22 protein-coding genes are annotated in these 22,588 nt (G+C 65.7%); 10 read left to right on the forward strand and 12 right to left on the reverse strand.

Annotated features, from left to right (window positions below; genetic code table 11):
* The first annotated feature begins 5 nt into the window (after positions 1-5).
* Both AC6CHP_RS14415 and AC6CHP_RS14420 read left to right on the forward strand, forming a co-directional pair.
* Positions 6-2,510, forward strand: coding sequence for a helicase-associated domain-containing protein (locus AC6CHP_RS14415; RefSeq protein WP_498230607.1), 2,505 nt, complete (start codon positions 6-8; stop codon positions 2,508-2,510).
* Positions 2,507-4,153, forward strand: coding sequence for a DNA repair helicase XPB (locus AC6CHP_RS14420; protein ID WP_377195394.1), 1,647 nt, complete (start codon positions 2,507-2,509; stop codon positions 4,151-4,153). Before AC6CHP_RS14415 ends, AC6CHP_RS14420 begins: the two co-directional genes overlap by 4 nt.
* A gap of 25 nt (positions 4,154-4,178) precedes the next feature.
* Here AC6CHP_RS14420 and AC6CHP_RS14425 read toward each other — a convergent pair whose 3' ends face one another.
* Positions 4,179-5,048: an FHA domain-containing protein gene (locus AC6CHP_RS14425; protein ID WP_188732316.1), complete on the reverse strand. Its 870-nt coding sequence runs from the start codon at positions 5,046-5,048 to the stop codon at positions 4,179-4,181.
* Positions 5,049-5,053: 5 nt separating this feature from the next.
* Positions 5,054-5,311, reverse strand: coding sequence for a hypothetical protein (locus AC6CHP_RS14430; protein WP_066273863.1), 258 nt, complete (start codon positions 5,309-5,311; stop codon positions 5,054-5,056).
* A gap of 218 nt (positions 5,312-5,529) precedes the next feature.
* On the opposite strand from AC6CHP_RS14430, the gene AC6CHP_RS14435 reads away from it, so the two are divergent.
* The 4 genes from AC6CHP_RS14435 (at position 5,530) to AC6CHP_RS14450 (ending at position 8,719) form a co-directional block, all read left to right on the forward strand.
* A complete protein-coding gene (locus AC6CHP_RS14435) occupies positions 5,530-6,030 on the forward strand; it encodes a DUF427 domain-containing protein (RefSeq protein ID WP_188732314.1) in 501 nt (166 codons plus the stop codon).
* Between the two features lie 73 nt (positions 6,031-6,103).
* Complete coding sequence (locus tag AC6CHP_RS14440; RefSeq protein WP_104186151.1) at positions 6,104-6,814, forward strand: response regulator transcription factor; 711 nt, start codon at positions 6,104-6,106, stop codon at positions 6,812-6,814.
* Positions 6,815-6,816: 2 nt separating this feature from the next.
* A complete protein-coding gene (locus AC6CHP_RS14445; RefSeq protein ID WP_498230611.1) occupies positions 6,817-8,325 on the forward strand; it encodes a sensor histidine kinase in 1,509 nt (502 codons plus the stop codon).
* A 106-nt stretch (positions 8,326-8,431) separates the two neighbouring features.
* Positions 8,432-8,719: a WXG100 family type VII secretion target gene (locus AC6CHP_RS14450; protein WP_498230613.1), complete on the forward strand. Its 288-nt coding sequence runs from the start codon at positions 8,432-8,434 to the stop codon at positions 8,717-8,719.
* A 7-nt stretch (positions 8,720-8,726) separates the two neighbouring features.
* Here the strand turns inward: AC6CHP_RS14450 and AC6CHP_RS14455 are convergent, their stop codons facing one another.
* A complete protein-coding gene (locus tag AC6CHP_RS14455) occupies positions 8,727-9,689 on the reverse strand; it encodes a ribonuclease HI family protein (RefSeq protein ID WP_188732312.1) in 963 nt (320 codons plus the stop codon).
* 209 nt (positions 9,690-9,898) lie between these two features.
* Between AC6CHP_RS14455 and AC6CHP_RS14460 the strand changes: the two genes are divergently transcribed.
* Entirely contained in the window at positions 9,899-11,206 is a 1,308-nt protein-coding gene (locus AC6CHP_RS14460; protein WP_188732311.1) for an ABC transporter substrate-binding protein, read from the forward strand.
* Between the two features lie 87 nt (positions 11,207-11,293).
* Here the strand turns inward: AC6CHP_RS14460 and groL are convergent, their stop codons facing one another.
* The 5 genes from groL to AC6CHP_RS14485 all read right to left on the reverse strand — a co-directional run bounded on the left by groL (position 11,294) and on the right by AC6CHP_RS14485 (position 15,913).
* Positions 11,294-12,928 (reverse strand): chaperonin GroEL, encoded by a 1,635-nt coding sequence (gene groL / locus AC6CHP_RS14465; RefSeq protein ID WP_066273856.1) that lies wholly within the window; start codon positions 12,926-12,928, stop codon positions 11,294-11,296.
* 287 nt (positions 12,929-13,215) lie between these two features.
* The gene (locus AC6CHP_RS14470; protein ID WP_498230616.1) at positions 13,216-14,490 is read right to left on the reverse strand and encodes an ABC transporter substrate-binding protein; all 1,275 of its coding nucleotides are present in this window, start codon (positions 14,488-14,490) and stop codon (positions 13,216-13,218) included.
* Complete coding sequence (locus AC6CHP_RS14475) at positions 14,487-14,693, reverse strand: cold-shock protein (protein WP_139028133.1); 207 nt, start codon at positions 14,691-14,693, stop codon at positions 14,487-14,489. Before AC6CHP_RS14475 ends, AC6CHP_RS14470 begins: the two co-directional genes overlap by 4 nt.
* Positions 14,694-14,885: 192 nt before the next feature.
* Positions 14,886-15,533, reverse strand: a complete 648-nt coding sequence (locus AC6CHP_RS14480; protein WP_498230619.1) for a LytR C-terminal domain-containing protein — start codon at positions 15,531-15,533, stop codon at positions 14,886-14,888.
* A 50-nt stretch (positions 15,534-15,583) separates the two neighbouring features.
* Positions 15,584-15,913, reverse strand: coding sequence for a DUF3263 domain-containing protein (locus AC6CHP_RS14485; protein WP_066273852.1), 330 nt, complete (start codon positions 15,911-15,913; stop codon positions 15,584-15,586).
* A 140-nt stretch (positions 15,914-16,053) separates the two neighbouring features.
* Here AC6CHP_RS14485 and AC6CHP_RS14490 point away from each other — a divergent pair, with 140 nt between their 5' ends.
* Entirely contained in the window at positions 16,054-16,824 is a 771-nt protein-coding gene (locus AC6CHP_RS14490; RefSeq protein ID WP_377195399.1) for a uracil-DNA glycosylase, read from the forward strand.
* Between the two features lie 14 nt (positions 16,825-16,838).
* Positions 16,839-17,678, forward strand: a complete 840-nt coding sequence (locus AC6CHP_RS14495) for a siderophore-interacting protein (RefSeq protein WP_377195400.1) — start codon at positions 16,839-16,841, stop codon at positions 17,676-17,678.
* 14 nt (positions 17,679-17,692) lie between these two features.
* Here the strand turns inward: AC6CHP_RS14495 and AC6CHP_RS14500 are convergent, their stop codons facing one another.
* The 3 genes from AC6CHP_RS14500 to AC6CHP_RS14510 form a co-directional block, all read right to left on the reverse strand.
* A complete protein-coding gene (locus AC6CHP_RS14500; protein ID WP_229666416.1) occupies positions 17,693-19,213 on the reverse strand; it encodes a threonine/serine exporter family protein in 1,521 nt (506 codons plus the stop codon).
* A 48-nt stretch (positions 19,214-19,261) separates the two neighbouring features.
* The gene (locus AC6CHP_RS14505) at positions 19,262-20,539 is read right to left on the reverse strand and encodes a peptidoglycan bridge formation glycyltransferase FemA/FemB family protein (RefSeq protein ID WP_377195413.1); all 1,278 of its coding nucleotides are present in this window, start codon (positions 20,537-20,539) and stop codon (positions 19,262-19,264) included.
* Positions 20,540-20,674: 135 nt separating this feature from the next.
* Complete coding sequence (locus tag AC6CHP_RS14510) at positions 20,675-21,808, reverse strand: lipid II:glycine glycyltransferase FemX (RefSeq protein WP_498230622.1); 1,134 nt, start codon at positions 21,806-21,808, stop codon at positions 20,675-20,677.
* 109 nt (positions 21,809-21,917) lie between these two features.
* On the opposite strand from AC6CHP_RS14510, the gene AC6CHP_RS14515 reads away from it, so the two are divergent.
* Positions 21,918-22,463, forward strand: a complete 546-nt coding sequence (locus AC6CHP_RS14515; RefSeq protein ID WP_498230624.1) for a TspO/MBR family protein — start codon at positions 21,918-21,920, stop codon at positions 22,461-22,463.
* Positions 22,464-22,476: 13 nt separating this feature from the next.
* Here the strand turns inward: AC6CHP_RS14515 and AC6CHP_RS14520 are convergent.
* Positions 22,477-22,588 (reverse strand): L-serine ammonia-lyase, iron-sulfur-dependent, subunit alpha (locus AC6CHP_RS14520; RefSeq protein ID WP_498230634.1); only part of this gene is annotated, 112 nt, incomplete at its 5' end.

Below are 22,588 nucleotides of genomic sequence, written 5' to 3' on the forward strand. Positions count from 1 at the left end.
GACTGATGTCCCTCATTCGCGCGTTGAGCAAGGAGCTGGAGGCACGCAGCGATGATTCACTGCGTGCGCTGTTCGACGCCCGGCCGGACCTCATCTCTCCCCCCGTCCCCGACTTCGGCGCCCTCGCGGCGCGGGCCAGCGCCAGGCTCAGCGTGCAGCGTGCGCTGGAACGGCTCAACAGGCCGCAGATGCAGGTCCTCGAGACACTGCACCTGTGCACCAATACGGACACCGGGCACAGCGCCTCGGCGGCTGGACTCCGCAAAATGATTCCGGGCTCGTCGGGCGCCGCGGTTGAACGGATCCTGCACTCTCTGCAGGACCTGGCGCTGGTGCACCGTGCCGACCCTCCCCATGGCACCCCGGAACCTGCGGCAAAACAGCGCCACTACCTCCCGGTGGGCTCCCTGAAGGACGTGGTGGGGATCTATCCCGCCGGGCTGGGCAGGAGCTACACGGAACTGGTCCGGCTTCAGCCCGCCTTCGCCCAGCGCGTGGTGCAGCTGGTCTCCGAGCTGCACCGCAGCGGCGTGGCCATCCACGACGCCACTACTCCCATGGAGGCCGCGCTGGCGCTGCAGCACTGGACCTCCTCACCTGAGGCCCTCACCACCATCCTGTCCACGGCACCGGAGCGGACGACGGCGTTGCTCGCCAGGTTCCGCAACTGGGCCATGGGGGCGGTCCCCCAGGCGCAACGCAAGGCCTCCATCACCACGGAGGGGTCCGACGTCGGGCCCGTGGACTGGCTGCTGGCGCGCGGATTGCTGGTGCCCCTGGACGCCGCACACGTGGAGCTGCCCCACAGCGTGGGACTCTCGCTGCGCGACGGCGCGATCATCAATGATTTCACCCTCCAGCCCCCCGTCCCAGAGCTCGGCCGGACCTCTGCGGTCCTGCGCAGGAATGCTGCGCTCAGCGCAATATCGGAGACGCTGCGGCTGATGGGCGAGCTCCTCCATGCCGTACGGGAGCAGCCCTTGGCCACGCTTCGCAGCGGTGGCGTTGGGGTGCGCGAGATGAGGCGGCTGGCCGAGTTGCTGCGGATCGACCAGCAGCAAACGGGACTCCTGCTGGAACTGGCCGCACTGGCAGGCCTGATTCGCCTGGACGTCGATTCGTCGTCCTGGGTCCAGCCTCCGCAGCTTGAATGGCTGGTCCTGCCGCGCCAGGAACAGTGGCTCTGGCTGGTGAATGCCTGGCTGGCCAGCGAGCGCGTGCCGTCCCTGGTGGGCCAGCCCATCAACGGGGCACGGGGCGTGCCGGCGGCGCACCGTTCAGCCTCCGGCAGCACCATCATCGCTTTGTCGGCGGAAGCCCAACGGCCTGACGCTCCCCTGGTCCGCAAACGCATCCTGGAGATTTTGCACGAACTGACCGTGGAGGCCGGCTCCGCAGACGGCACCGCTCCGGTGCTTGACGCCGCAGCGGTCCTCCAGCGCGCGGAATGGGCCCAGCCGCGGATGGCCCGCCGCTTCAGCTCGATGATCCGCGGTGTGCTCGCCGAAGCTGAACTCCTGGGCCTGGTGGGGTCCGGCGCCCTCAGCCAACTGGGCAGTGCCCTGGCGGAGGACCAGCCGGAAGCCGCGATTGCCATCCTTGGCGAACACCTGCCGGCAGCTTTGAGCCATGTCCTGCTCCAGGCAGATCTTACAGCCGTCGCCCCGGGATACCTCGACCCCGGGCTGACCGAGAAGCTACTGGTGATGGCCGACGCCGAAGGCCAGGGGCCGGCCACCATCTACCGCTTCTCGGAAGGCTCCATCAAGCGGGCCCTGGACACGGGGTACGACGCTGCCGGCATCCTGGAGTTCCTCCGCGAGCACTCCGCCACCGCGGTGCCCCAGCCTCTCCAATATCTCGTGGAGGACACATCGCTGCGGCACGGAAGGCTGCGGGTGGGGCCGGCGGCCAGCTTCGTCCACAGCGAGGACGAGGGCACCCTGCTGGAGCTTCTGTCCGGGCCTAAGGCAGCCCACCTGAAGCTGGAGAAGATTGCCCCAACTGTACTGGTTTCCTCCGCGCCACCGCGGGAAACCGCACAGGTCCTCCGCACCCTGGGGCTCTCCCCGGCCGTGGACGGCGCGGATGAGCCCGTCGTCCGGCTCCGCGGAACCCAGCCCGCCCAGGACGCCCACCGCCCGGTGTACACCGCACCGCGGATGGCGCCCGGGACGGAGGAGGTGGACGCCCAGCTGGCGGTCCTGCGCCAGGGTGGCGCCGCCGTCGGACACCGCGGTGTGTCCGGAGACCACGCGGGCGAAACGGGGACGCAGCTGGGGCTTGAGGCCCTGCAGCGCGCCATCAGGCTCAAGCAGCGGATCAGCATGAATGTCGTGGACGGCCTGGGGAATGCCAACCTGGAAACGGTTGTTCCGCTCTCTGTAAGCGGCGGACGCGTCCGGGTGTTTGATCCCGCCAGGGAAACTGAACGCGTGCTGTCCATCCACCGCATTATCGACATTGAGGCTGCAGAGGAAACTGCGCCAGTGAAGGACTTCCCGGCGTGAACGACGGACCTTTGATCGTCCAAAGCGACAAGACCATTTTGCTGGAAGTGGACCACGAGCTGGCAACCGAAGCCCGCCACGCCATCGCACCTTTCGCGGAGCTCGAACGGGCACCGGAGCACATGCACAGTTACCGGCTGACGCCCCTGGGGCTCTGGAACGCCCGCGCAGCCGGACTGGATGCGGAGAAGGTGCTGGATACGTTGCTGAAGTACTCGCGCTTCCCCGTGCCGCATTCGCTGCTGATCGACGTTGAAGAAACCATGTCCCGCTACGGACGGCTGCGCCTGGAGAAGGACCCCCAGCACGGGCTGGTCATGCGGACCGACGACTATCCGGTACTGGAGGAAGTAATCCGGGCCAAAAAGATCCAGCCCCTGCTCGGGCCAAGGATTGACGGCGAAACAGTGGTGGTGCACGCCTCCCAGCGGGGACAGCTCAAACAGCTGCTGCTGAAGATCGGTTGGCCGGCCGAAGACCTGGCGGGCTACGTGGACGGCACTCCGCACTTGATCGCCCTCAACGAGGACGGCTGGAAGCTGAGGCCCTACCAGCAAATGGCGAGCGACAACTTCTGGTCCGGAGGCAGCGGCGTGGTGGTGCTGCCCTGCGGCGCCGGGAAGACACTGGTGGGGGCTGCCGCCATGGCTACCGGGTCCACCACCACCCTGATCCTGGTGACCAACACCGTGGCCGCGCGCCAGTGGAAGGACGAACTGCTGAAGCGCACGTCCCTTACCGAGGACGAGATCGGCGAGTACTCCGGGGCGGTCAAGGAGGTCCGCCCGGTGACCATCGCCACCTACCAGGTCCTCACCATGAAGCGCGGCGGCCTCTACCCCCACCTGGAGCTGGTGGACGGGCACGACTGGGGTTTGATCATCTACGACGAGGTTCATCTCCTGCCAGCGCCGATCTTCCGGATGACGGCGGACCTGCAGGCGCGGCGGCGCCTCGGACTGACGGCAACCCTGGTGCGGGAGGACGGCCGCGAGGGCGAGGTATTCAGCCTGATCGGGCCCAAACGGTACGACGCGCCCTGGAAGGACATCGAATCCCAGGGCTACATCGCGCCTGCTGACTGCGTGGAAGTCCGCGTGGACCTGCCCAAGGACGAACGGGTTGCCTACGCCATGGCCGAGGACGCTGATAAGTACCGGCTCTGTGCCACCTCCGAGTCCAAGACCCAGGTGGTGGAGCAGTTGGTCAGCCGGCATACGGGTGAACAGCTGCTGGTCATCGGCCAGTACATCGACCAGCTGGACGAGCTCGGCGAGCGCCTCAATGCGCCCGTGATCAAGGGCGATACATCGGTAAAGGTGCGCCAGAAGCTGTTTGACGCCTTCCGTGCCGGGGAGATCCAGACGCTGGTGGTCTCCAAGGTGGCCAACTTTTCCATCGACCTTCCCGAGGCCTCTGTGGCGATCCAGGTGTCGGGCTCATTCGGTTCCCGGCAGGAGGAAGCCCAGCGGCTGGGCAGGCTCCTGCGGCCCAAGAAGGACGGCCGCTCGGCACGCTTTTACTCGCTCGTGGCGCGGGACACCCTGGACCAGGACTTCGCCGCCAAGCGCCAGCGGTTCCTGGCGGAACAGGGCTACGCGTACCGGATCATGGACGCCAAGGACGTGGAGACGGCTGACTAGGCCGTGCCGGCCAGGTTGGGTCCTGTCAGGTCACCCCGCGCGAACTGTCCCTTTCCATGGTGCCGGTCCGAGGATCGAACTGCGGGCGCTCGTACGCCAGTTCACCACCGCTGCGGCCGCCGTAAGGGCGCCCGTGGTCGGCGAACTCTTCCCGGAAGAAGGCGAGGCACCACTGCCCCATCTGGATCCTGGCGCCGGTGCGAAGCACTGAAGGTCCGCCCTGCGCCACGCTGCCGCTGACCACGCCGTGAGGGACCAGGACGTACTCGTCCTGCTCGTCATGCCTGATTTCGGCGTGGAACCCGTCGAGCCCCTCCAGGAGGATGTCGCAGCCCGGGTCACTCCCGATCGTGGTCTTCTCCCCGGCAAGCGTCACCTCCCGGGGGATCTGTCCGGTCCAAGTGGCTGAGTCCTGGACGAAGATCAGCCGCGGCCGGCCGCTGCCCCGGGTGTAGTGCGTGGTGGTGATCCGGCGGTTGATTTTCCGCCGGACGGTGGGGAGCAGGGGCAACGGAGTGGACGGCGGCAGCAGCGGGACGGCTGCAGACTTGCGCCGCCCTTGCCTGACGATCGGCACGAGCGCTCCCAGCTTGCCCAGTTTGATGTGGGGCGAGCGCGTCACCAGGCGCTGCGGGGCGGGGCTGTTCACCGCACCCAGGCTGACGATACTTCCGTCCGGGCCGGAGAGGGTGACACTGAGTCCCTTCCCGGCCAGCATCTCCGCCAGTGGCCTGATTTCCTCCAGTGACGGGATGCCGCCGCCTCCCAGGGGCGCCAGGCTGTCCATGGACACCGTGACGTCCGTGCCCGAGGACCGGGCGCTCCCCCTCGTAACTGATCCGGACTCATCTGTGTACGAGAAGTCCAGATCCACGTCCAGGCGGTAGTCAGCCATATCCGTCAGCCACGGTTCAGATCGGAGCCGGCGGCATCCTTGTCGCTGGTGGTGACGCGCAGGCTGCCGTTCAGCTTCCAGGTGGCCCGGGGAGCGTCGGGGCCAATGTCACGCGGAACTTCGATGGTCATATCAACGAACTGGTAGTTGATCGCGGCACCCTTGCCGGTGAGGTATGACCACATTTCCTCCGCCAGGTCCGCCCAGTCCCGGATGCTGCGTTCATTGGATGCGGTGTTTTCGGATGCACTCAGGTCAGTCATGATGGTCTATCCCCTTCATTGGGCCGGAAATCATTGAAGAACAAATTGTGGAGCAGCCAAGCGCGGGTCTGCGGGCGCAACAAGGGCCCTGCGGTGCCGGATTCGGGACGGACCCAAGCCCGGCACCATCACTGTATTCCCGTGCTGCACCCGGCGGAAGGCGTGAAGCACGGAACGTTCTTACTCCGGTTTGGGTTCCCGTCCTGCACACTGGAGGCATGCGCCGAAAAGTCACCCCCGCCGTTCCCCGTCCCGGACAGGAATCCGTATGGGACTACCCCCGGCCCCCACGCGTGGAGCCGGGCACCGAGCGGATCCGGATCGTCCTTGGCGGCGAACTGATCCTGGACACCACCGACTCGCTCAGGGTGCTCGAAACCAGCCACCCGCCGGTCTACTACCTGCCCCGGTCGGCGTTCCCGCCAGGGTCCTTGGAACCGGCCCCCGGAAGCAGCTTCTGTGAGTTCAAAGGCGCAGCACAGTACCTGACTGTCCACGGCGGCGGGACGGTGGCTGAAGCAGCAGCGTGGTTCTACCCGGAGCCATCCAAGGGGTATGAGGCACTGGCTGACCGCGTTGCCGTGTACCCGGGCATGATGGACTACTGCGAGGTGGAGGGCGAACGTGTCCGTCCGCAGGCGGGAGGCTTCTACGGCGGCTGGATCACTGACCGCGTGGCTGGCCCGTTCAAGGGCGAACCCGGGACCATGGGTTGGTGAGCACCCCCTTTTCCCCACCTTGCTTCCAACAAATATCCAGACAACTCCCAGAGTCTGGGAGCATGATGGGAGCATGAACAAGAACGGTCCAGAAGCGAAGCTCCTCGTTGTCGACGACGAACCCAACATCCGCGAGCTGCTCTCCACCTCGCTGCGGTTTGCCGGATTTGACGTCGTCTCGGCCGCAAACGGACGTGACGCCCTTGCAGCCGCGGATGCCCATGCCCCGGACCTGGCCGTGCTGGACGTCATGCTCCCTGACATGGACGGCTTCACTGTCACCCGCCGCCTCCGCGCCGCCGGGAAACATTTCCCGGTGCTGTTCCTTACTGCCAAGGACGACACCGAGGACAAGGTCACCGGGCTCACTGTCGGCGGGGACGATTACGTCACCAAACCGTTCAGCCTCGATGAGGTAGTGGCCCGGATCCGCGCCGTCCTGCGCCGCACGCAGCCGATGATGGATGACGACGCCGTGATCCGCGTGGACGATCTGGAGCTCGACGACGACGCGCACGAAGTACGCCGCGGCGGTACCGTGATTGAGCTCTCCCCCACCGAGTTCAAGCTGCTCCGCTACCTCATGCTCAACCCCAACCGGGTGCTCTCCAAATCGCAGATCCTGGACCACGTCTGGGAATACAACTTCAACGGTGACGCCTCCATCGTGGAGTCGTACATCTCCTACCTTCGCCGGAAGGTGGACATCGACCCCGACGCCCCCGCACTGATCCAGACCAAGCGCGGCGTGGGCTACGTGCTCCGGACGGCAGAAAAGCGCTGACCTTGCTGCAGCGATGGAAGTCGGCGTCCCTGAGGACGCAGCTGGTGGCCATGATCATGGCGCTGCTGATAGTTGCCCTGACAGTGACCGGGGCTGGAACGCTGGCGCTGTTGCACAGTTACCTGCAGGGGCAGGTGGACGGCAAGCTGTATGCCGCTGTGGACCTGGCCCGGAAACAGCGCTCCTTCACGCCGCTGCAGGCTCCCACGAACCCGATGGTCCCCACGGACTATTCATTGATTCTCTTCGCCCCCGGCGAGGAGCCCTATCCGTTCGGCGGCGATTCGGAGAACCGCCCGGACATCAGCTCCATCACCGTGGAACAGGCCCAGGCACGCGGGACGGTCCCGTACCAGGTACGGGGCACGGACGGCGAGAACTGGCGGGTGGTCGCTGTGCCCGTGCAGAACGGCCAGACCACAGCAGTGGTGGCCATAGGGCTGCCCCTGCGGAGCGTCGACGACGTCCTTAAGCACGCCACCTTGGTGGTGACGGGGGTGGGGCTGCTGACCCTGCTGCTCGCGTCCCTCATTGCAAGCTGGACCGTCTCCCGCTCCTTCAGGCCGCTGGCCCGGGTGGAAAAGACGGCCGCCGCAATCGCCGCCGGCGATCTTTCCCGCCGCGTGGAGGTCGAAAACCCCGGAACCGAGCTCGGGCGGTTGAGCAGGTCGCTGAACGCCATGCTCGCCCATATCGAAACAGCCTTCGCGGCCCGCACCGCATCGGAGGCGAGGATGCGGCGGTTCGCGGCCGACGCCTCCCACGAGCTGCGGACCCCGCTCGTGACCATCCGGGGGTTCTCCGAGCTGTACCGGCATGGAGCGCTGGCCACGGAGGAAGACGTGTCCACAGCCATGGGAAGGATCGAAAGCGAAGCCAAGCGCATGGGTTCGATGGTGGAAGACCTGCTGCTGCTGGCCCGCCTTGACGAGCAGCGGCCGTTGCAGCAAAAGCCCGTGGACCTCCAGCTCATTGCGCATGATGCCGTGGTGGACACCCAGGCCAGCGACCGCTCCCGCGTGATTTCGCTGACCGGCCTCGACGGCGCTCCCGCCACGCCTGCCCCTGCGCTGGGCGACGAAGCCAAGCTCCGCCAGGTAGTGGGCAACCTCGTGGGCAACGCCCTCCGTTACACCCCTGAGGGCAGCCCCATCGAGCTGGCGGTGGGGGTCCGGGCGGCGGAAGACGGGCAGTTGCGCTCCGTGATCGAAGTTCGGGACCACGGGCCAGGCATTTCGGAAGAAGACGCATCCAAGGTCTTTGAGCGGTTCTACCGGGCAGACACCTCCAGGACGCGGGAAACGGGAGGCAGCGGGCTGGGACTCGCCATTGTTGCCGCGATCGTGGGCTCCCACGGCGGCAGCGTCCGGGTTGAAAAGACCGACGGCGGCGGCGCCACCCTCGTGGTCAGCCTTCCGCAGCGTGACGACATCCCGGATGCGGGGATGCCCGCAGAAGAGAACCGTGCGGAAAAGAGCAAGGGCAGCGGCGGCGAGGTTATGCACATATAGCCGTTTGCAGTGGCAGCGTCCCGAGCGGTTTTCCTACGCTCGAAGGCAAGGGACCGGACCGGCCGGGCCCGCAGGCGCAAGCTGCCGCACAGCGAAAGGCACCACCATGAGCATTATCTCCGTCGATACCGAACTCCTGCAGCTGAAGTCCGCCAGCGTCCAGGCCACCATGGACAGAATCAGCGCCGATGTCCAGGCCATGAAACGCGGACTGGACGAACTCCAGGGTTCCTGGCGGGGCTCCGCCGCCACGAACTTCCAGGCACTGATTACGGAATGGACCCTTACGCAGTGGAGGGTGGAGGCATCGCTGGCATCCATCAACACCGCGCTTGCCTCAGCAGCAGCCACCTACGCGCAGGCGGAACAGGGCAATACCCAGCGGTTCAGCTGAGCTGCGCCTAGGCTTCGGGTGTGCCCTGGTGGAACCGCAGCCGCCACCGGCCGCCGTCCAGTACCCACAGCGAGCTCCTGAGGGTGGTGCCGGAGCGCGCATAGCTGCGGTACGTGAGGAGGACCGCCTCAGCACCGACGCGTTCGGCACCCAGGATCTCGATGTCCGTCCGCTCGCCCGGGTCCTCCTCGAGCGCCATCATCATGGCGTCCCGGGTCCACATCCTGCCTGAGCTGCCGATCTCCATGAAATCGGGGTGGAGCAGGACGGCTGTCCTGCCGATGTCCCCGCGCACCAGCGGGCCCAGCAGTTCCCGCTCAAGTTCCTCCACCACGGCCTCAGGCCGGGCTTCAGCTGCCTTTGCGGCAGTCCCCGTCGCATCGAAACCCCGGTTGTCCAGCTGGCTGAACAGGTCAGGTTCCTCGTAGGCCGCTGCCGGCTTTTCTGGTTCCGGGCGTGCATCCCTGGCTTCCTGTTTCGCCGGCGCCGGGTGTGCATGGTGGGCACCGGGAAAGCCTGGCCCGGAGCGGGCAGCCACGCCCTGCTGGTAGGCCGTTGCGGCCGCCCGCGCACGTTCGTCCGCGGCTTCGTTCAGGTCATGCCCTGCATGCCCCTTCACCCATTCGAAGGTGTACTTCCGGCCGGCAAGCTCACGGTCCAGCTCCTTGAGCAGGTCCACATTGAGGACCGGCTTCCCGTCTGCTTTGCGCCAGCCTTTGCGCTTCCATCCCGGCATCCACTTAGTGATCGAATTGATGACGTACTGGCTGTCGCAGAGGATGTGAAGGTCCTCCTGGGGAAGGTGGGCTGTGGCCCGGAACAGATCCAGGACCGCCATCAGTTCGCCTTGGTTGTTGGTCCCGTGGGGCCAACCGCCGGCACGCCAGCAGTCGTCATTCACGTACCAGGCCCAGCCGGCCGGACCAGGGTTTCCCAAGGCCGAACCGTCAGCCGCTGCAGTAATCGTCACCGGTCCATCCTGCCAGACCGGCACGACAAACCGGAGCCCGCCCGTGGCCGTTGCTCGGAAAGCGGTTACCGAAAATACTTGACGCGGGGAGAGCCGGGCGGGCACAATCGCTGTATTGAAACGAGAAAACGCTTTCTCATCCGGTCCCCGACACGCACCGCGCCGCGGCAGCCAACGGAAAGCGCCCTCAGCACCAGGAAGGCACATCAATGACGATCCCAACCCTCAGCCGGAGGAAGTTCCAGCTCGGCGCCGCCGCCGTCGCACTCTCCCTCCTCGCCACAGGCTGTGGCACCTCTTCAGGCTCTGAGAGCAACGAGGAAGTAACCCTCCGGTTTGCCTGGTGGGGCAACGAGTACCTCAACGCCCAGACCGAGAAGGTTATCGATGCCTTCGAGGCGGAACACCCGAACATCAAGATTGAATCCGAGCCGGGCGAGTGGGGCAGCTACTGGGACAAGCTGGCCACCAAGACAGCCGCCAACGATGCGCCGGACGTGATCCAGATGGACCAGAAGTACATCGCGGAATACGGCGGGCGCGGGGCGCTCCTTGACCTGTCCAAGCAGGGCGGTATCGATACCTCCAAGCTGGACCAGGAGGCCCTGGTGTCGGGCCAGTATGACGGCGCCCAGTACGGACTCAGCACCGGCCAGAACGCCTATGTCATCATGGCCAACACCAAGGTCTTCGAAGCAGCCAATGTTCCCATCCCGGATGACACCACGTGGACGTGGGAGGAGTTCATGGCAACAGCCTCGAAGATCAGCGCCGCCGGGGACGGCAAGAACTACGGTGCCGCCTACGGAAGCAATGAAGCCGACCTGATCATCTGGCTGCGCCAGCACGGGGAGAACCTGTACTCGCAGGACGGCAAGCTCGATTTCGATACCGCCACGGCCGCGTCCTTCTGGGAACGGCTGAAGGAACAGCGCGACTCCAAGGCAAGCCCGCCGGCCACGGTGGCCACGGAGGACTCCGGCGCCGGACTCGAGGAGAGCCTTTTCGGAACCAACAGGGTAGGCATGGCGTGGTGGTGGACCAACCAGCTCGGGTCCCTGGAGTCCACTACCGGGAGCAGCATCAAGATGCTTCGGGCACCCAGCCTCGACGGTTCGTCGGCTGAGAACGGGATGTACTACAAGCCCACCATGTTCTGGTCGGCCTCCTCACGCTCCAAGCACCCGGAAGCCGCTTCCACCTTCATCAACTACCTGGCCAACAGCCCGGAGGCCGGGGCCATCCTGATGACGGACCGCGGCGTGCCCACCAACACGGACATCGTTGAGAGCATTACGCCGTCCCTGAAGCCTGCCGACACCACAGTGGTGGGCTTCCTGAAGGACATCGCACCCGATATCAAGGAGGCCCCGCCGGTCCCGCCGGTGGGCGCGGGAAGCGTACAGAACGTCATCAAGCGCTACACCGATGAGGTGCTCTATGACCGCCTCACGCCCCAGGCGGCCGCTGACGCGTTCAAGAAGGAAGTTGAAGGAATGCTGGCCAGCGCCAAGTAGTCACAACCTGCGGTAAAACACGAATGTGGCCCCCTCCGGAGAGGGGGCCACATTCGTGTTTAGCGGGACAGGTCCCGGCAGGAGTGGCTAGAAGCCGCCCATTCCGCCCATGCCACCCATGTCGTCGCCGCCGGCAGGAGCAGCGTTCTTCTCCGGCTTGTCAGCAACAACTGCCTCGGTGGTGAGGAAGAGGCCAGCGATGGAAGCCGCGTTCTGCAGGGCAGAGCGGGTCACCTTGACGGGGTCGTTGACGCCGGCGGCCAGCAGGTCGACATACTCACCGGTGGCTGCGTTCAGGCCGTGGCCGGCGGGGAGGCCGCGGACCTTGTCCACCACGACACCGGGCTCGAGGCCGGCGTTGAAGGCGATCTGCTTCAGCGGGGCGTCGATGGCAACGCGGACAATGTTCGCACCGGTTGCTTCGTCGCCGGACAGCTGCAGGTTGGCGAATGCCTTGGCGCCGGCCTGGATGAGGGCCACGCCGCCACCGGCGACGATGCCTTCCTCAACGGCAGCCTTGGCGTTGCGCACGGCGTCTTCGATGCGGTGCTTGCGCTCCTTGAGCTCAACTTCCGTTGCGGCACCGGCCTTGATGACTGCAACGCCGCCGGCCAGCTTGGCCAGGCGCTCCTGCAGCTTCTCGCGGTCGTAGTCGGAGTCGGAGTTTTCGATCTCGGCGCGGATCTGCGAAACGCGGCCGGCGATCTGGTCGGCGTCGCCGGCACCCTCGACGATGGTGGTCTCGTCCTTGGTGACAACAACCTTGCGTGCCTGGCCCAGGAGTTCCAGGCCGGCGTTTTCCAGCTTCAGGCCGACTTCCTCGGAGATGACCTGGCCGCCGGTGAGGACGGCGATGTCGGCAAGCTGTGCCTTGCGGCGGTCGCCGAAGCCCGGAGCCTTGACGGCGACGGACTTGAAGGTGCCGCGGATCTTGTTGACGATCAGGGTGGCCAGGGCCTCACCCTCGATGTCCTCAGCGATGATCAGCAGCGGCTTGTTGGACTGCATGACCTTTTCCAGGACAGCAACCAGTTCCTTGACGTTGGAGATCTTGGAGTTGACGATCAGGATGTACGGATCCTCGAGGACCGTTTCCTGGCGCTCAGCGTCGGTGACGAAGTAGGCCGAGATGTAGCCCTTGTCGAAGCGCATGCCTTCGGTGAGCTCAAGCTCCAGGCCGAAGGTGTTGGACTCCTCGACCGTGATGACGCCTTCCTTGCCCACCTTGTCCAGGGCTTCGGCGATGAGTGCACCGATTTCCTCGTCACCGGCGGAGATGGACGCCGTGGCGGCGATCTCTTCCTTGGTTTCGATCTCCTTGGCGGAGTTCAGAAGTTCGGCGGTGACGGCCTCAACGGCCTTCTCGATGCCGCGCTTGAGGGACAGCGGGTCGGCGCCGGCAGCAACGTTGCGCAGGCCTTCCTTCACCAGTGCCTGTGCCAGCACGGTTGCTGTGGTGGTGCCGTCGCCGGCGACGTCGTCCGTCTTCTTGGCAACTTCCTTGACCAGCTCGGCGCCGATCTTCTCGTAAGGATCGTCCAGCTCGATCTCCTTGGCGATGGAAACACCATCGTTGGTGATCGTGGGGGCGCCCCACTTCTTTTCGAGGACGACGTTGCGTCCACGCGGGCCGAGGGTGACCTTAACGGCGTCGGCGAGGATGTTCAGGCCCCGCTCAAGGCCGCGGCGTGCCTCTTCATCAAATGCAATGATCTTGGCCATAACGGCAGTAGTCCTTTCGGGACAGTCGTTAAGAATGAACCTTCGCTGCAGTGCCCGCGACGGACGACCCGTTGCCGGCGGCCTCTGTATGCCTTCGGGTGTGGGTCTCACTCCAGTTAGGTGTTTCTTCGCTCTTCGACCGATGCCGGCGCCGCCGGCCGGAGCCACGCTTTGCTTAGCAGTCGGTACGTCAGAGTGCTAACTCAATAATTAGCACTCCCCACGTGAGAGTGCAAGCGAATAACCGGCGGAAAGCACCCTGGCGGGCACGTCTTCGCCGAGGGCGATCAGCCGGCGGCGCGGCCTGCCGTTTCGACGCCGGTGGCCGCCGGAATGTTGTCGGCGCCATATGTGAACACCGTGAAGGCGGCCGAGGTGATGTCACCGTTGGCATCGAAGGCGATGGGGCCCGATTCGCCGTCGTAATTGATGTCCGCACCGGAAGCCTTGCCTGCCAGGCAGTCTTTGTAGCTGGGGCAGGGCGCCGTTCCAGCCGGGCCTGTTCCGTCAGCAGTCCCGCCTGATACCGGTATCAGGCTTGCGGCGATTGAACGCCCGGAATCGTCCTCGGCCCTGGCCGCTGCGAGCGCGGCAAGGGTCACGGCGTCGTACGTCTCCGCCGCGAAGGACACATCCTTCAGGGCCGGATCGATGCCCAGCAGTCTTTCCTGGAACCCTGCCGAGGGAAGCTGCCCCGGAACGACCGCACGTGCACCGTCCAGGGCTCTGGTTCCCAGTTTGGAGCCGTACCGGCTGAAGGCGCCGTCGCTCAGGATAAGCCTTGAGCCTGCAAGGGCGGCGTTGTTCAGCTCAGCCAGGGCGCCCTGTGCGCCGTCACGGGCCACCATGATGACGGCGTCGGGTTGCGCCTCGCGGATTGCGGCAGCCGCAGATCCAGCTTCACCCGGCGTGAAGCCCACCGCTGACAACACGTCCAGGCCCGCCTGTTCAGCGGACGCGGAGACGGCCGCGGAGACATCGCTGCCGTAGGAGCCTTCCTGGTACACCACGGAGATGGTGGCAGCGCCGGCGTCCTTGGCGAGCTTGGCCAGCACGGGTCCCTGTGCGACGTCGGCGGCAGCCGTCCGGAAGTAGTATCCGCCGCTGGCAATACTGCTGAGCCCGGCCGCGGTATTGGCAGGTGAAATCAGTGGCGTCCGCGCCCTGGAGAGGATATCGACAGCTGCGGAGGCGTGGCTGGAGTCGGTGGGGCCGATGACCACATCCGCTTTAGCCTGCACCAGGGACTGCGCCTGGGACGCTGTGTCCTGGCCTGATTCAACGGGCAGGAGTTCCACCGGCCGGCCCTTGTGCCCGCCGGCAGCGTTGATTTCCTGGACGGCGAGCTTGGCGGCTGCCAGCTGGGGACCGTTCAGGAAGCTGTTGTCACCGGTGTTGTCCAGGATGAGGCCCACCCGCAGCGTGCCGTCACCGGAGGCCTCCGCCGCCTCCGTGCGCGCGTTTCCGGTCACCCCGGAGCAGCCTGTCAGGGCCAGCGTGCCGCAAAGGGCTGCGGCGAAGAACGGACGGTTGGGTGCAGCGGGTGGAAACGGATGCTTCACTCGGCCGGCCGGACGCTTTCGGCCTGCGGGCCTTTCTCGCCTTCGCCGACCTCGAGTTCCACGCGCTGGCCTTCGTCCAGTGCGCGGTAGCCCTCGCCCTGGATGGCGGACCAGTGGACAAAGACGTCGTCCCCGGAGCCGTCAACGGTAATGAAGCCGTAGCCCTTTTCCGCGTTGAACCATTTGACGGTTCCTCGTGCCATGATGACCACTCTTTCCGTTAGGTCCGGGATGCTGCGCCGGTGCCGCCGTGGCTCGAGGCCCGGAACTCACTTTAGCCAATGGACGCCGGCAGCGCCGGGGCACAGCATGGCCGGGCGGAAACGTTATTCAGGCGTAATCCCGGCCCTGACGTGGGCACGCGTGGCGGAACGCGTCCTGTTGGAGAACCCGGCCTACCGGTATCCGGGGCCGAGCACCACCACCAGGGGAACCTGGAATTCGATGCTCTCCACCACGGTGGGGACTCCCAGGAGTTCCCCGAGGGCCTGCGCGTTGGCCTCCTGTGCCGCCCCCGCGTAGAAGATGATGGAACCCTGCTGGGGCGCCCCTGCCCAGTTGCCTACCTGCCCCAGGGTCCACCCGTCGGACTGCACGGTGCCGCCCACCCGGCTGGCCAGCCCGGCAGTTCCGGCAGCGTTGTAGACCGCCACTGCCTGGGCCTTGTCCACTGTTGCGGCCGGAGCAGTGCTCGGGGGGCTGGATGGGGTCCCGTTCCCCGCGGTGCCGGCCGGTTCGGGGGAAAACGACGGCTCCGGCTCGGTGGAGGGGACGTCCGCCGTCTCAGGCGTAGCGGATGGAGTCGAACCGGTTTCGGCCAGCGGCGCTGCTTCCAGGCTCGACGACGCCTGGGTTGCCGGACCGTCGAATCCCAGCTTGGGCAGGATCAGGAAGGAAACCACGCCGATGGCCAGCGCAACAATCCCCGCAGTCAGGATGGGCCAGAGACGGACCCGTGCCGGAGCGGGGGCTGTGCGGTGTACACCTTGTCGCGACGCGGTCTCCGGGACCTTGTCGAATTCATCGCGGGCGTATTTGGTCATGGGAAAGAGACATCCTTGTGTGTAGCTGCTGAGGACTCAGCGTGAGCGTCTTATGCGTCGGACCCCAGGCGGCGTGCAGTGCGTGCACGGTGACGCGACGTACGTAGTCTACGCAATCTCTTGACCAGCATGGGGTCGTGCGCCAGCGCATCCTCGGTGTCGATCAGGGCGTTGAGGAGCTGGTAATAGTGCGTGGCGGACAGATCGAACAGTTCCCGGATGGCCTGTTCCTTGGCGCCGGCATACTTCCACCACTGCCGCTCCAGTGCGAGCATCTGCTGGTCCCGCTCGCTCAGCGGCGACTCCCGCAGCGTGAAATCCGCCAGCAGGGTGTTCCGTTGTTCCTGCGCCGGCAGGTGCTCCCGAGCTGGCTCCGCCACGGCGCACTCTCCTTAGCTGGTTACGTAAATGTCTGACCCCCATGCTACGGACGAACAACACCATTGTCATTTGCGCATAGCCCTGCCGCACACGCCGAACGGTACAGCCGGCGCCTCCCGCCGCCTGCAAGAATGGACTGATGTTTGAATCGGACGCCTTGTTTGAGCTGGAGCAGGAACCGGCAGGCAGCACCGGCTTCGCCGATCTGGCGCAGCTGCCGCTGGCGGAGCTGATGGCGCCCGACTGGGCCGCCGCACTCTCGGACGTGGACGCGGAACTTCGCGCCGTTCTTCGCTTCGCGGCTGGCGAGGTGGCGGCCGGGCACCAGGTCCTGCCGGCGCCGTCGAACGTCCTGCGGGCCTTCCGCCAGCCCCTCGCGGAGGTGAAGGTGCTGGTTGTGGGACAGGACCCTTACCCCACGCCGGGACACGCCGTCGGACTGTCCTTTGCCGTTGACCCGCACGTCCGGCCCATTCCCAGGAGCCTCGCGAACATCTACCGGGAGCTGGAGGCTGACCTGGGAATCCCGCCGAGGGTGCATGGTGACCTCTCCGCGTGGGCCGGGCAGGGGGTGCTGCTGCTGAACCGCGTGATGACGGTACGGGCGGGATCTGCAGGATCCCACCGGAGGAAGGGCTGGGAAGACATTACGACGGCGGCCGTCGAGGCGCTGGGCGCGCGGCGGGCACCGGACGGGTCGCCCTTGCCGTTGGTCGCGGTTTTGTGGGGAAAGGACGCCGAGAGCGTGCGCACGCTGCTGCCCGGGGTCCCGGCAGTGTCCAGCGCGCACCCCAGCCCCTTGTCCGCTTCACGGGGTTTCTTTGGCTCCCGCCCGTTCAGCCGTGTCAACGCGCTCCTGCGTGAGCAGGGGGCCGCGGATGTAACCTGGGAGCTTCCGGCGGTGCCCTAGCTTAGGCTTGCCTTATGAGCATTGTTCCCGCCTCCACCAGCGCCAGCAAGAAAAGCCGCCCCCAGGTCAACCTCACGGTGGTGCGCCGCGAACAGCTGGCGCCGCAAATGGTCCGGATTGTCGCTGGCGGTGACGGTTTCGCCGATTTCGTCAACAACGGCTTTGTTGACCGGTACGTCAAGATCGTCTTTCCGCAGCCGGGTGTCCAGTACCCCTCACCCCTCGATCTGTGGAGCATCCGGGAGACAATGCCTCGGGAACAATGGCCTTTCACGCGCACATACACCCTCCGCTGGGTGGATACCGCGGCCCGGGAACTTGCCATCGACTTTGTGGTCCACGGCGATGAGGGGCTGGCCGGGCCGTGGGCGGCCAGGGCCCGGCCGGGCGACACCCTGACTTTCACCGGCCCGGGTGGAGCGTACAACCCGAATCCCGAAGCTGACTGGTACCTGTTCGCCGGAGACGAGGCCGCCCTGCCCGCCATCGCCGCCTGCATTGAATCCCTGCCTGCGGAAGCAGCCGGCGTCGCGTTCCTCGAGGTCGATTCCGACGCCGACATCCAGCCAATTGCCGCCCCGGCCGGGCTGGAACTGCACTGGCTCTTCCGCCACGGTGTCCCCGCCGGCGAAAGCAACCTCCTGGTGCAGGCCGTTGCGGACGCTGACTGGCCCGCCGGCAGGGTGGACGTTTTTGCCCACGGCGAGCGGGGGTACATGAAGGCGCTCCGGGATGTCCTTTTCGTCCAGCGCGGCCTGGAACGCAAGCAGGTTTCCCTGTCCGGCTACTGGGCCAAGGGCCGCGTTGAGGACGTTTTCCAGGCGGAGAAGAAGTTGCCCGTAGGACAGATCTAGGCAGCCAGGCCTGGTCAGCGGCGGCGGGCCCGCCGGCGCTCGTTGCTGGCCAGGCTGCGGGTCAGTGGCCTGGCAAGGGTATCTCCCAGCACGATCCCCCCGGCAGTTCCCAGGACGATGGCACCGGCGTTGAGCATCCCGCCGGCGCCGAGCAGGATCTCGGCTTCCTCGATGGTCAGTACGTACATGGAGCGGAAAATGGTGAGGCCGGGCAGCAGGATCAGTGCCGCCGGTACCGCCACCACCAGCTGGGGTGCTCCCATCCGCAAGGCGACCACCCGGGCCAGCAGGCCGATCACCACGGCGGCCAGGGCCGGCGAGAACCGGTCACCAATGCCCAGCAGGCCGCCGCCCAGCAGGACCAGGTACCCCGCGACCCCCACGGCCGCGGTGGGAAGCAGGAGCTGCCAGGTGGTCTGCTCGGTCACCCCGATGGCCATCACCGCCACGGCAACAAGGATCACCAGCACCCACAAGTCGTAGGCGGGCGGGAAGGTCTGCGTCACGTCGATGGCCTGCATGCTGGTCAGCTGGCCCACCACAAAAGCGACGGCGATGCCTGCCACCAGCGCGCCAAAGGTCAGCAGGGTGGAAAGGAACCGCCCCGCGGCGGTCACGGGGAAGCCGTTGATGGCGTCCTGCACGGAGGAGACCAGCCGGCCTGTGGGCAGGAGCAGGAGGATTCCGCCCACCACCACGATCGCCGGCGAGGTGGTCAGCCCAAACTGCCACAAGAGCAACGCCAGCAGGGTCACGGCGAAGGAGCAGCTGGCGGTGGTGAAGAAGTCCGGCACGCGCCAGCGGCCCAACTGGCGGGCCAGCAGGCTCACGCCGATGTTGACGGCGAACGCAATGGCGGAGGACACCGGGCCTCCGCCCAGCACAGCAACGAACGCGGCAGCAAATACCCCGAACGCCGCCGTCACCATCCAGCGGGGGAACGGCTTGGGACTGGTGATGGCCTCATCCAGCCTGCGGATCGCCTCATCACGCCCTACTCCCCCGGCAACGATGTCCGTCACCAGCTGGTGGACCTTGGCCAGGCCCGCGTAGTTGTTGGTCCAGGACCGGACCACCCGCAGCAGCGCAATGGGTGTTTGGTCCTTGGGGGCGTAGTTGATGCCCACCGACTGGTTGGTGATGTCCACTTCGATGTTCTTCAGGCCAAGCGCCGCCGTGACGGCAATGATGCTGGTTTCAACCTCCAAGGCACCAGCACCGTAGCGGAACATGGTTTCGGCCAGGTGCAGCGCGAAATCCAGGGTTTTCCGGGCGGACGTGTCCACGCCGCCCACCTGGATCATGGGGTTCGCATAGGGGCTCCCGGTGAGCCTGTCCACGATGCTCATGGGAGCCGTGGGCGGGTTCTCGCCCTGGACCAGGCGCCGCAGCATCCTTTTCGCCGCAGCATTCTGCCGCAGCTGGGAGGGGGTCAGCGGCTCGGTTTTGGGCAGGCCGTCCGTGCGCGGCGTTGCCTTCGGTGATGGCGTTGCCTTCGGTGATCCGCCGCCGGGATAGTCAGGCCGGTCGGTCATGGGTCCCTCCTCCCGTTGTAATGGTGTGCAGCGTGGCTGCGGAGCGCGTCAGGCGGAGCGCCGCAGGGGCAGTTTGGCCAGCAGGAGGCGGGCGGCCCCCGCTGCCGCGCGGGCAAGCTTATTGGCGCGGAACACGGCAGGGCGGACAGGCATCACAAAGTCGCCCACGAGCTGGACCACTTCGCCGCCGAAGCCCTTCTTGAACTCGTAGCCGCCGTGGCCTTCCTCGTCCTGGCCGGAGATGCCGAACGTGCCGTAGAAGTTGTACCGCGGGTAGCCCTTTTCAAGGGCGTGCAGCATCATTCCCCAGTACAGCGACGTGGCGCCGTTGAAGTAGATGTAGTCCTGTACGGTGCCGCCGATGACGCAGACCACTTCGTCGCCGTAGCAGACGAAGTGGATGGCGGCCACCGTGGCAACGCCAACCGAATCCGGAAAGCGTTCAATGTCCTTCAGGCTTCGCTCGTAGCTGTCCACCAGGTCCTGGACCACTTTGAGCCGGTTGGCCTTCTTCTTGCTGCCGGTCTCCTCTACGTCGCGGCGGAGTTCTGCCGCGGTTTCCGATTCCGCGGCCAGCCGCTCCGTAATGGATTTCCGGTAGGCGGGAATGTCAATCTTGGCCATCATGAGCTTGGTGAACTCGGCCGACGTGGTGCGGAGCAGCTGTTCATAGTAGGCGCGTTCGCGGTAGACAAAGCCCTTTTCGTCGCCGGCCCGGCTCAGGGCGCCGTAGAACTCATCAAGGGTCTCCAGCGTTGCCTGCTCCAGGAAAACACCGTTCTTTTCCGCTTTGCGGATGGCCTTCCGGGTGCGGTAGCTGGTTCCCATGATCAGTTCCTCCGCGTCCTGGATGCCTTCCAGGCTCTTGATGAACATCCAGTTCACGTTCACGAAGTTCATGTCCAGCCCCTGGTGCTGGAACCCAAGCCCGCCGAGCTGTTCCACCAGCGGCCTGTTGTCCTCCACGTCGGGGTGTTCCGCGCCGTCGGCATCCCGGGCGATGTACCTGAGGTTCGGGGAGATCCGCAGCTCGGCGGCTTTCCGCTCGGCTGCACGTTTGCGGAGGAGCCCGACGACGGCGCGCACCAGTTCAAGGTCCGTGTAGTCCATCAGGGGGCCCTTGGCGCATTCGCACACCGTGTAGCCGAGGCGCGTGGTGGTGTAGTTCAGTTTGCCGGCCGCCACCAGTTCGCCGTCGCGGCGCACTCCGAAGAGTTCAACCTGCTGTCCCCGGGCGCGCTGGAACCGGGCGAAGTCGAGGGACTGGAGGAAGCTGTTCTGTGGGTGCTTCAGTGCGAACTGCTCGAATTCGGCATCGCTGAGCATGGCGAACTCCAGGTCGGCGGCGGAGATTGCAGTCAAGGGGTTACCTTCTTCACGAATGGGGGCTGGCATAGGCAGGATGTGGGCAGGGCCGGCGGTGGGGGTGGCTGGGAAGTCAGCTGCGGCCCGTCTTCCGGGTCAGTAGAACTGCTGGCCGGTGCGGGCAGTTTCGATCCGGCGGAACACCTTCTCCGCTCCCCTGACCCAGAGCCGGTGCTTGAGGGGCGAGAGAACGTAGTCGTGGCAGCCGACAAAATCGGTGACAGTCTTGGTGAAGCTGGTCTTGAACATGCCCATCCCGTAGAGATTGTGGCTCTTGTCCTTGATCTGTGAGGCTGGCGGGGTGCCGCAGAAGTCGTATTCCGTGCAGCCCAGTTCCTGCATGCGCCGGATGGCAGCCCACTGGACGAGGTGCGAATCGCCGTACTGCTTGCGGTTCTGGGTGGAGCCGCCGTCCTTGTAGGTGGCTTTGGCACCATAGTTGATGACGAAGGCTCCCACACTGGGTTTTCCGTCCTCATAGGTGAAGAAGAAGTTGCCCTGGCCCCGGTTGCAGAATTCGTCCCAGAACGCAGCGTAATACTCGTAGCTGCGCAAGGGCATGGAGCCCTTGGCGTTGACGGTGTCCGCCATCAGTCCATAAAGGGCCCGGTAGGTTTCCGGACCGTGTTCCTTGCGGACCACTTCGCAGCCTTCCCGCTCGGCCCGCCGGATGGCGTTGCGTGCCCGGGAGGAGATGGCCTTGAACACCGCTTCTTCGGGGCCGGAGATATCCAGCAGCGCAGTGGAGTCGTTGGACTGGATGTTGGGTGCCTTGGCCAGGCCCGCCCCCCTCAGGTGTGCCTGGGCCTCCTCCGAGTCAACGATGTCCGGCTCGATCTTGATGGTGAAGACGTTAAGCTTCCGGCCGCGGACAAAAGCTGCGCAGGCCTCCAGCGCAGCCTTGAGGTCCGGCGCCGCCTCCAGGTCAGGGCCCTTGATGAGGTACCAAAGCCGGCCCAGCACAGGGAAGCTCTTTTCGAGCACCGGGTTGTAGCTGGCAGATCCACCGTTTTCGAGGACCAGGAAGCGGACTTTCCAGCCGCTGCCGTTCTTTACTGACGCGTACGCGGCGGACTGCAGCATGTTGCCGCCGTTGGGGTTGGCCGTGACGTGCTTGTCCCAGTTTTCAATCTCTTCGGCTGTGGCAAAACGTGCGGTAAATTCTCGCAAGGGGGCCGTGTCCAATCGGTTTCGTGCGCGGTTTCGGTACTCGTGTCTGCGTGCGGACATGCAGCCTCAAGTCTAAAGCCTGAAGCCCCCGCGGCTTTTCAGCAGCCGGCCCGTGCCTGCCGTCACCCGTGCCCTTGACTCGGGTGGACGGGTTGGCAAGGGTGGAGGCATGCAGCCGAACCGTGAAGAGTTGCCATCCCCGCCGGATGGAAGCGACCAGCCGTACAGCGCGCGGGTTCAGGCAGCGGTGCTGGCCGGATTCCTGGTGGCATCCTTCCTGGTGGCCGGGCTCGGCGGATTCTCTACCGTGGACAACGTGGACGGTTGGTATGCCACAGCTGACAAGGCACCCTGGTCCCCGCCCAACTGGCTCTTCGGCCCGGTGTGGACACTGCTCTACACAGCCATGGCGGTGGCTGCCTGGCTGGTCTGGCGGAAGCGGACTTCCAAGACCAGGCCTGCGTTAACGGCCTACGCGGCCCAGTTGGGCCTGAACCTCGCCTGGACTCCGGTGTTCTTCGGCCTCTATCCCGCTCTGGGTACGGCTGCCCTGTGGCTGGCCATGGCCATTATTGTGGCCCTGATCGCCGCGGTCACGGTGACGGTGCTCTATTTCGGCCCCATCAGCCGGACCGCGGGACTGCTGCTGCTGCCCTACATCGCCTGGCTGGTCTTCGCGTCCACTTTGAACTGGTGGGCAGCGGTCCACAACTGAAGGGTTAGTGCTGTCAGCATTCGACGACGTTCACGGCGAGGCCGCCCATGGCTGTTTCCTTGTATTTGGAGCTCATGTCCTTGCCGGTCTCGCGCATGGTCACGATCACCTCGTCCAGCGAGACG

Source organism: Pseudarthrobacter sp. GQ63 (assembly GCF_059758765.1).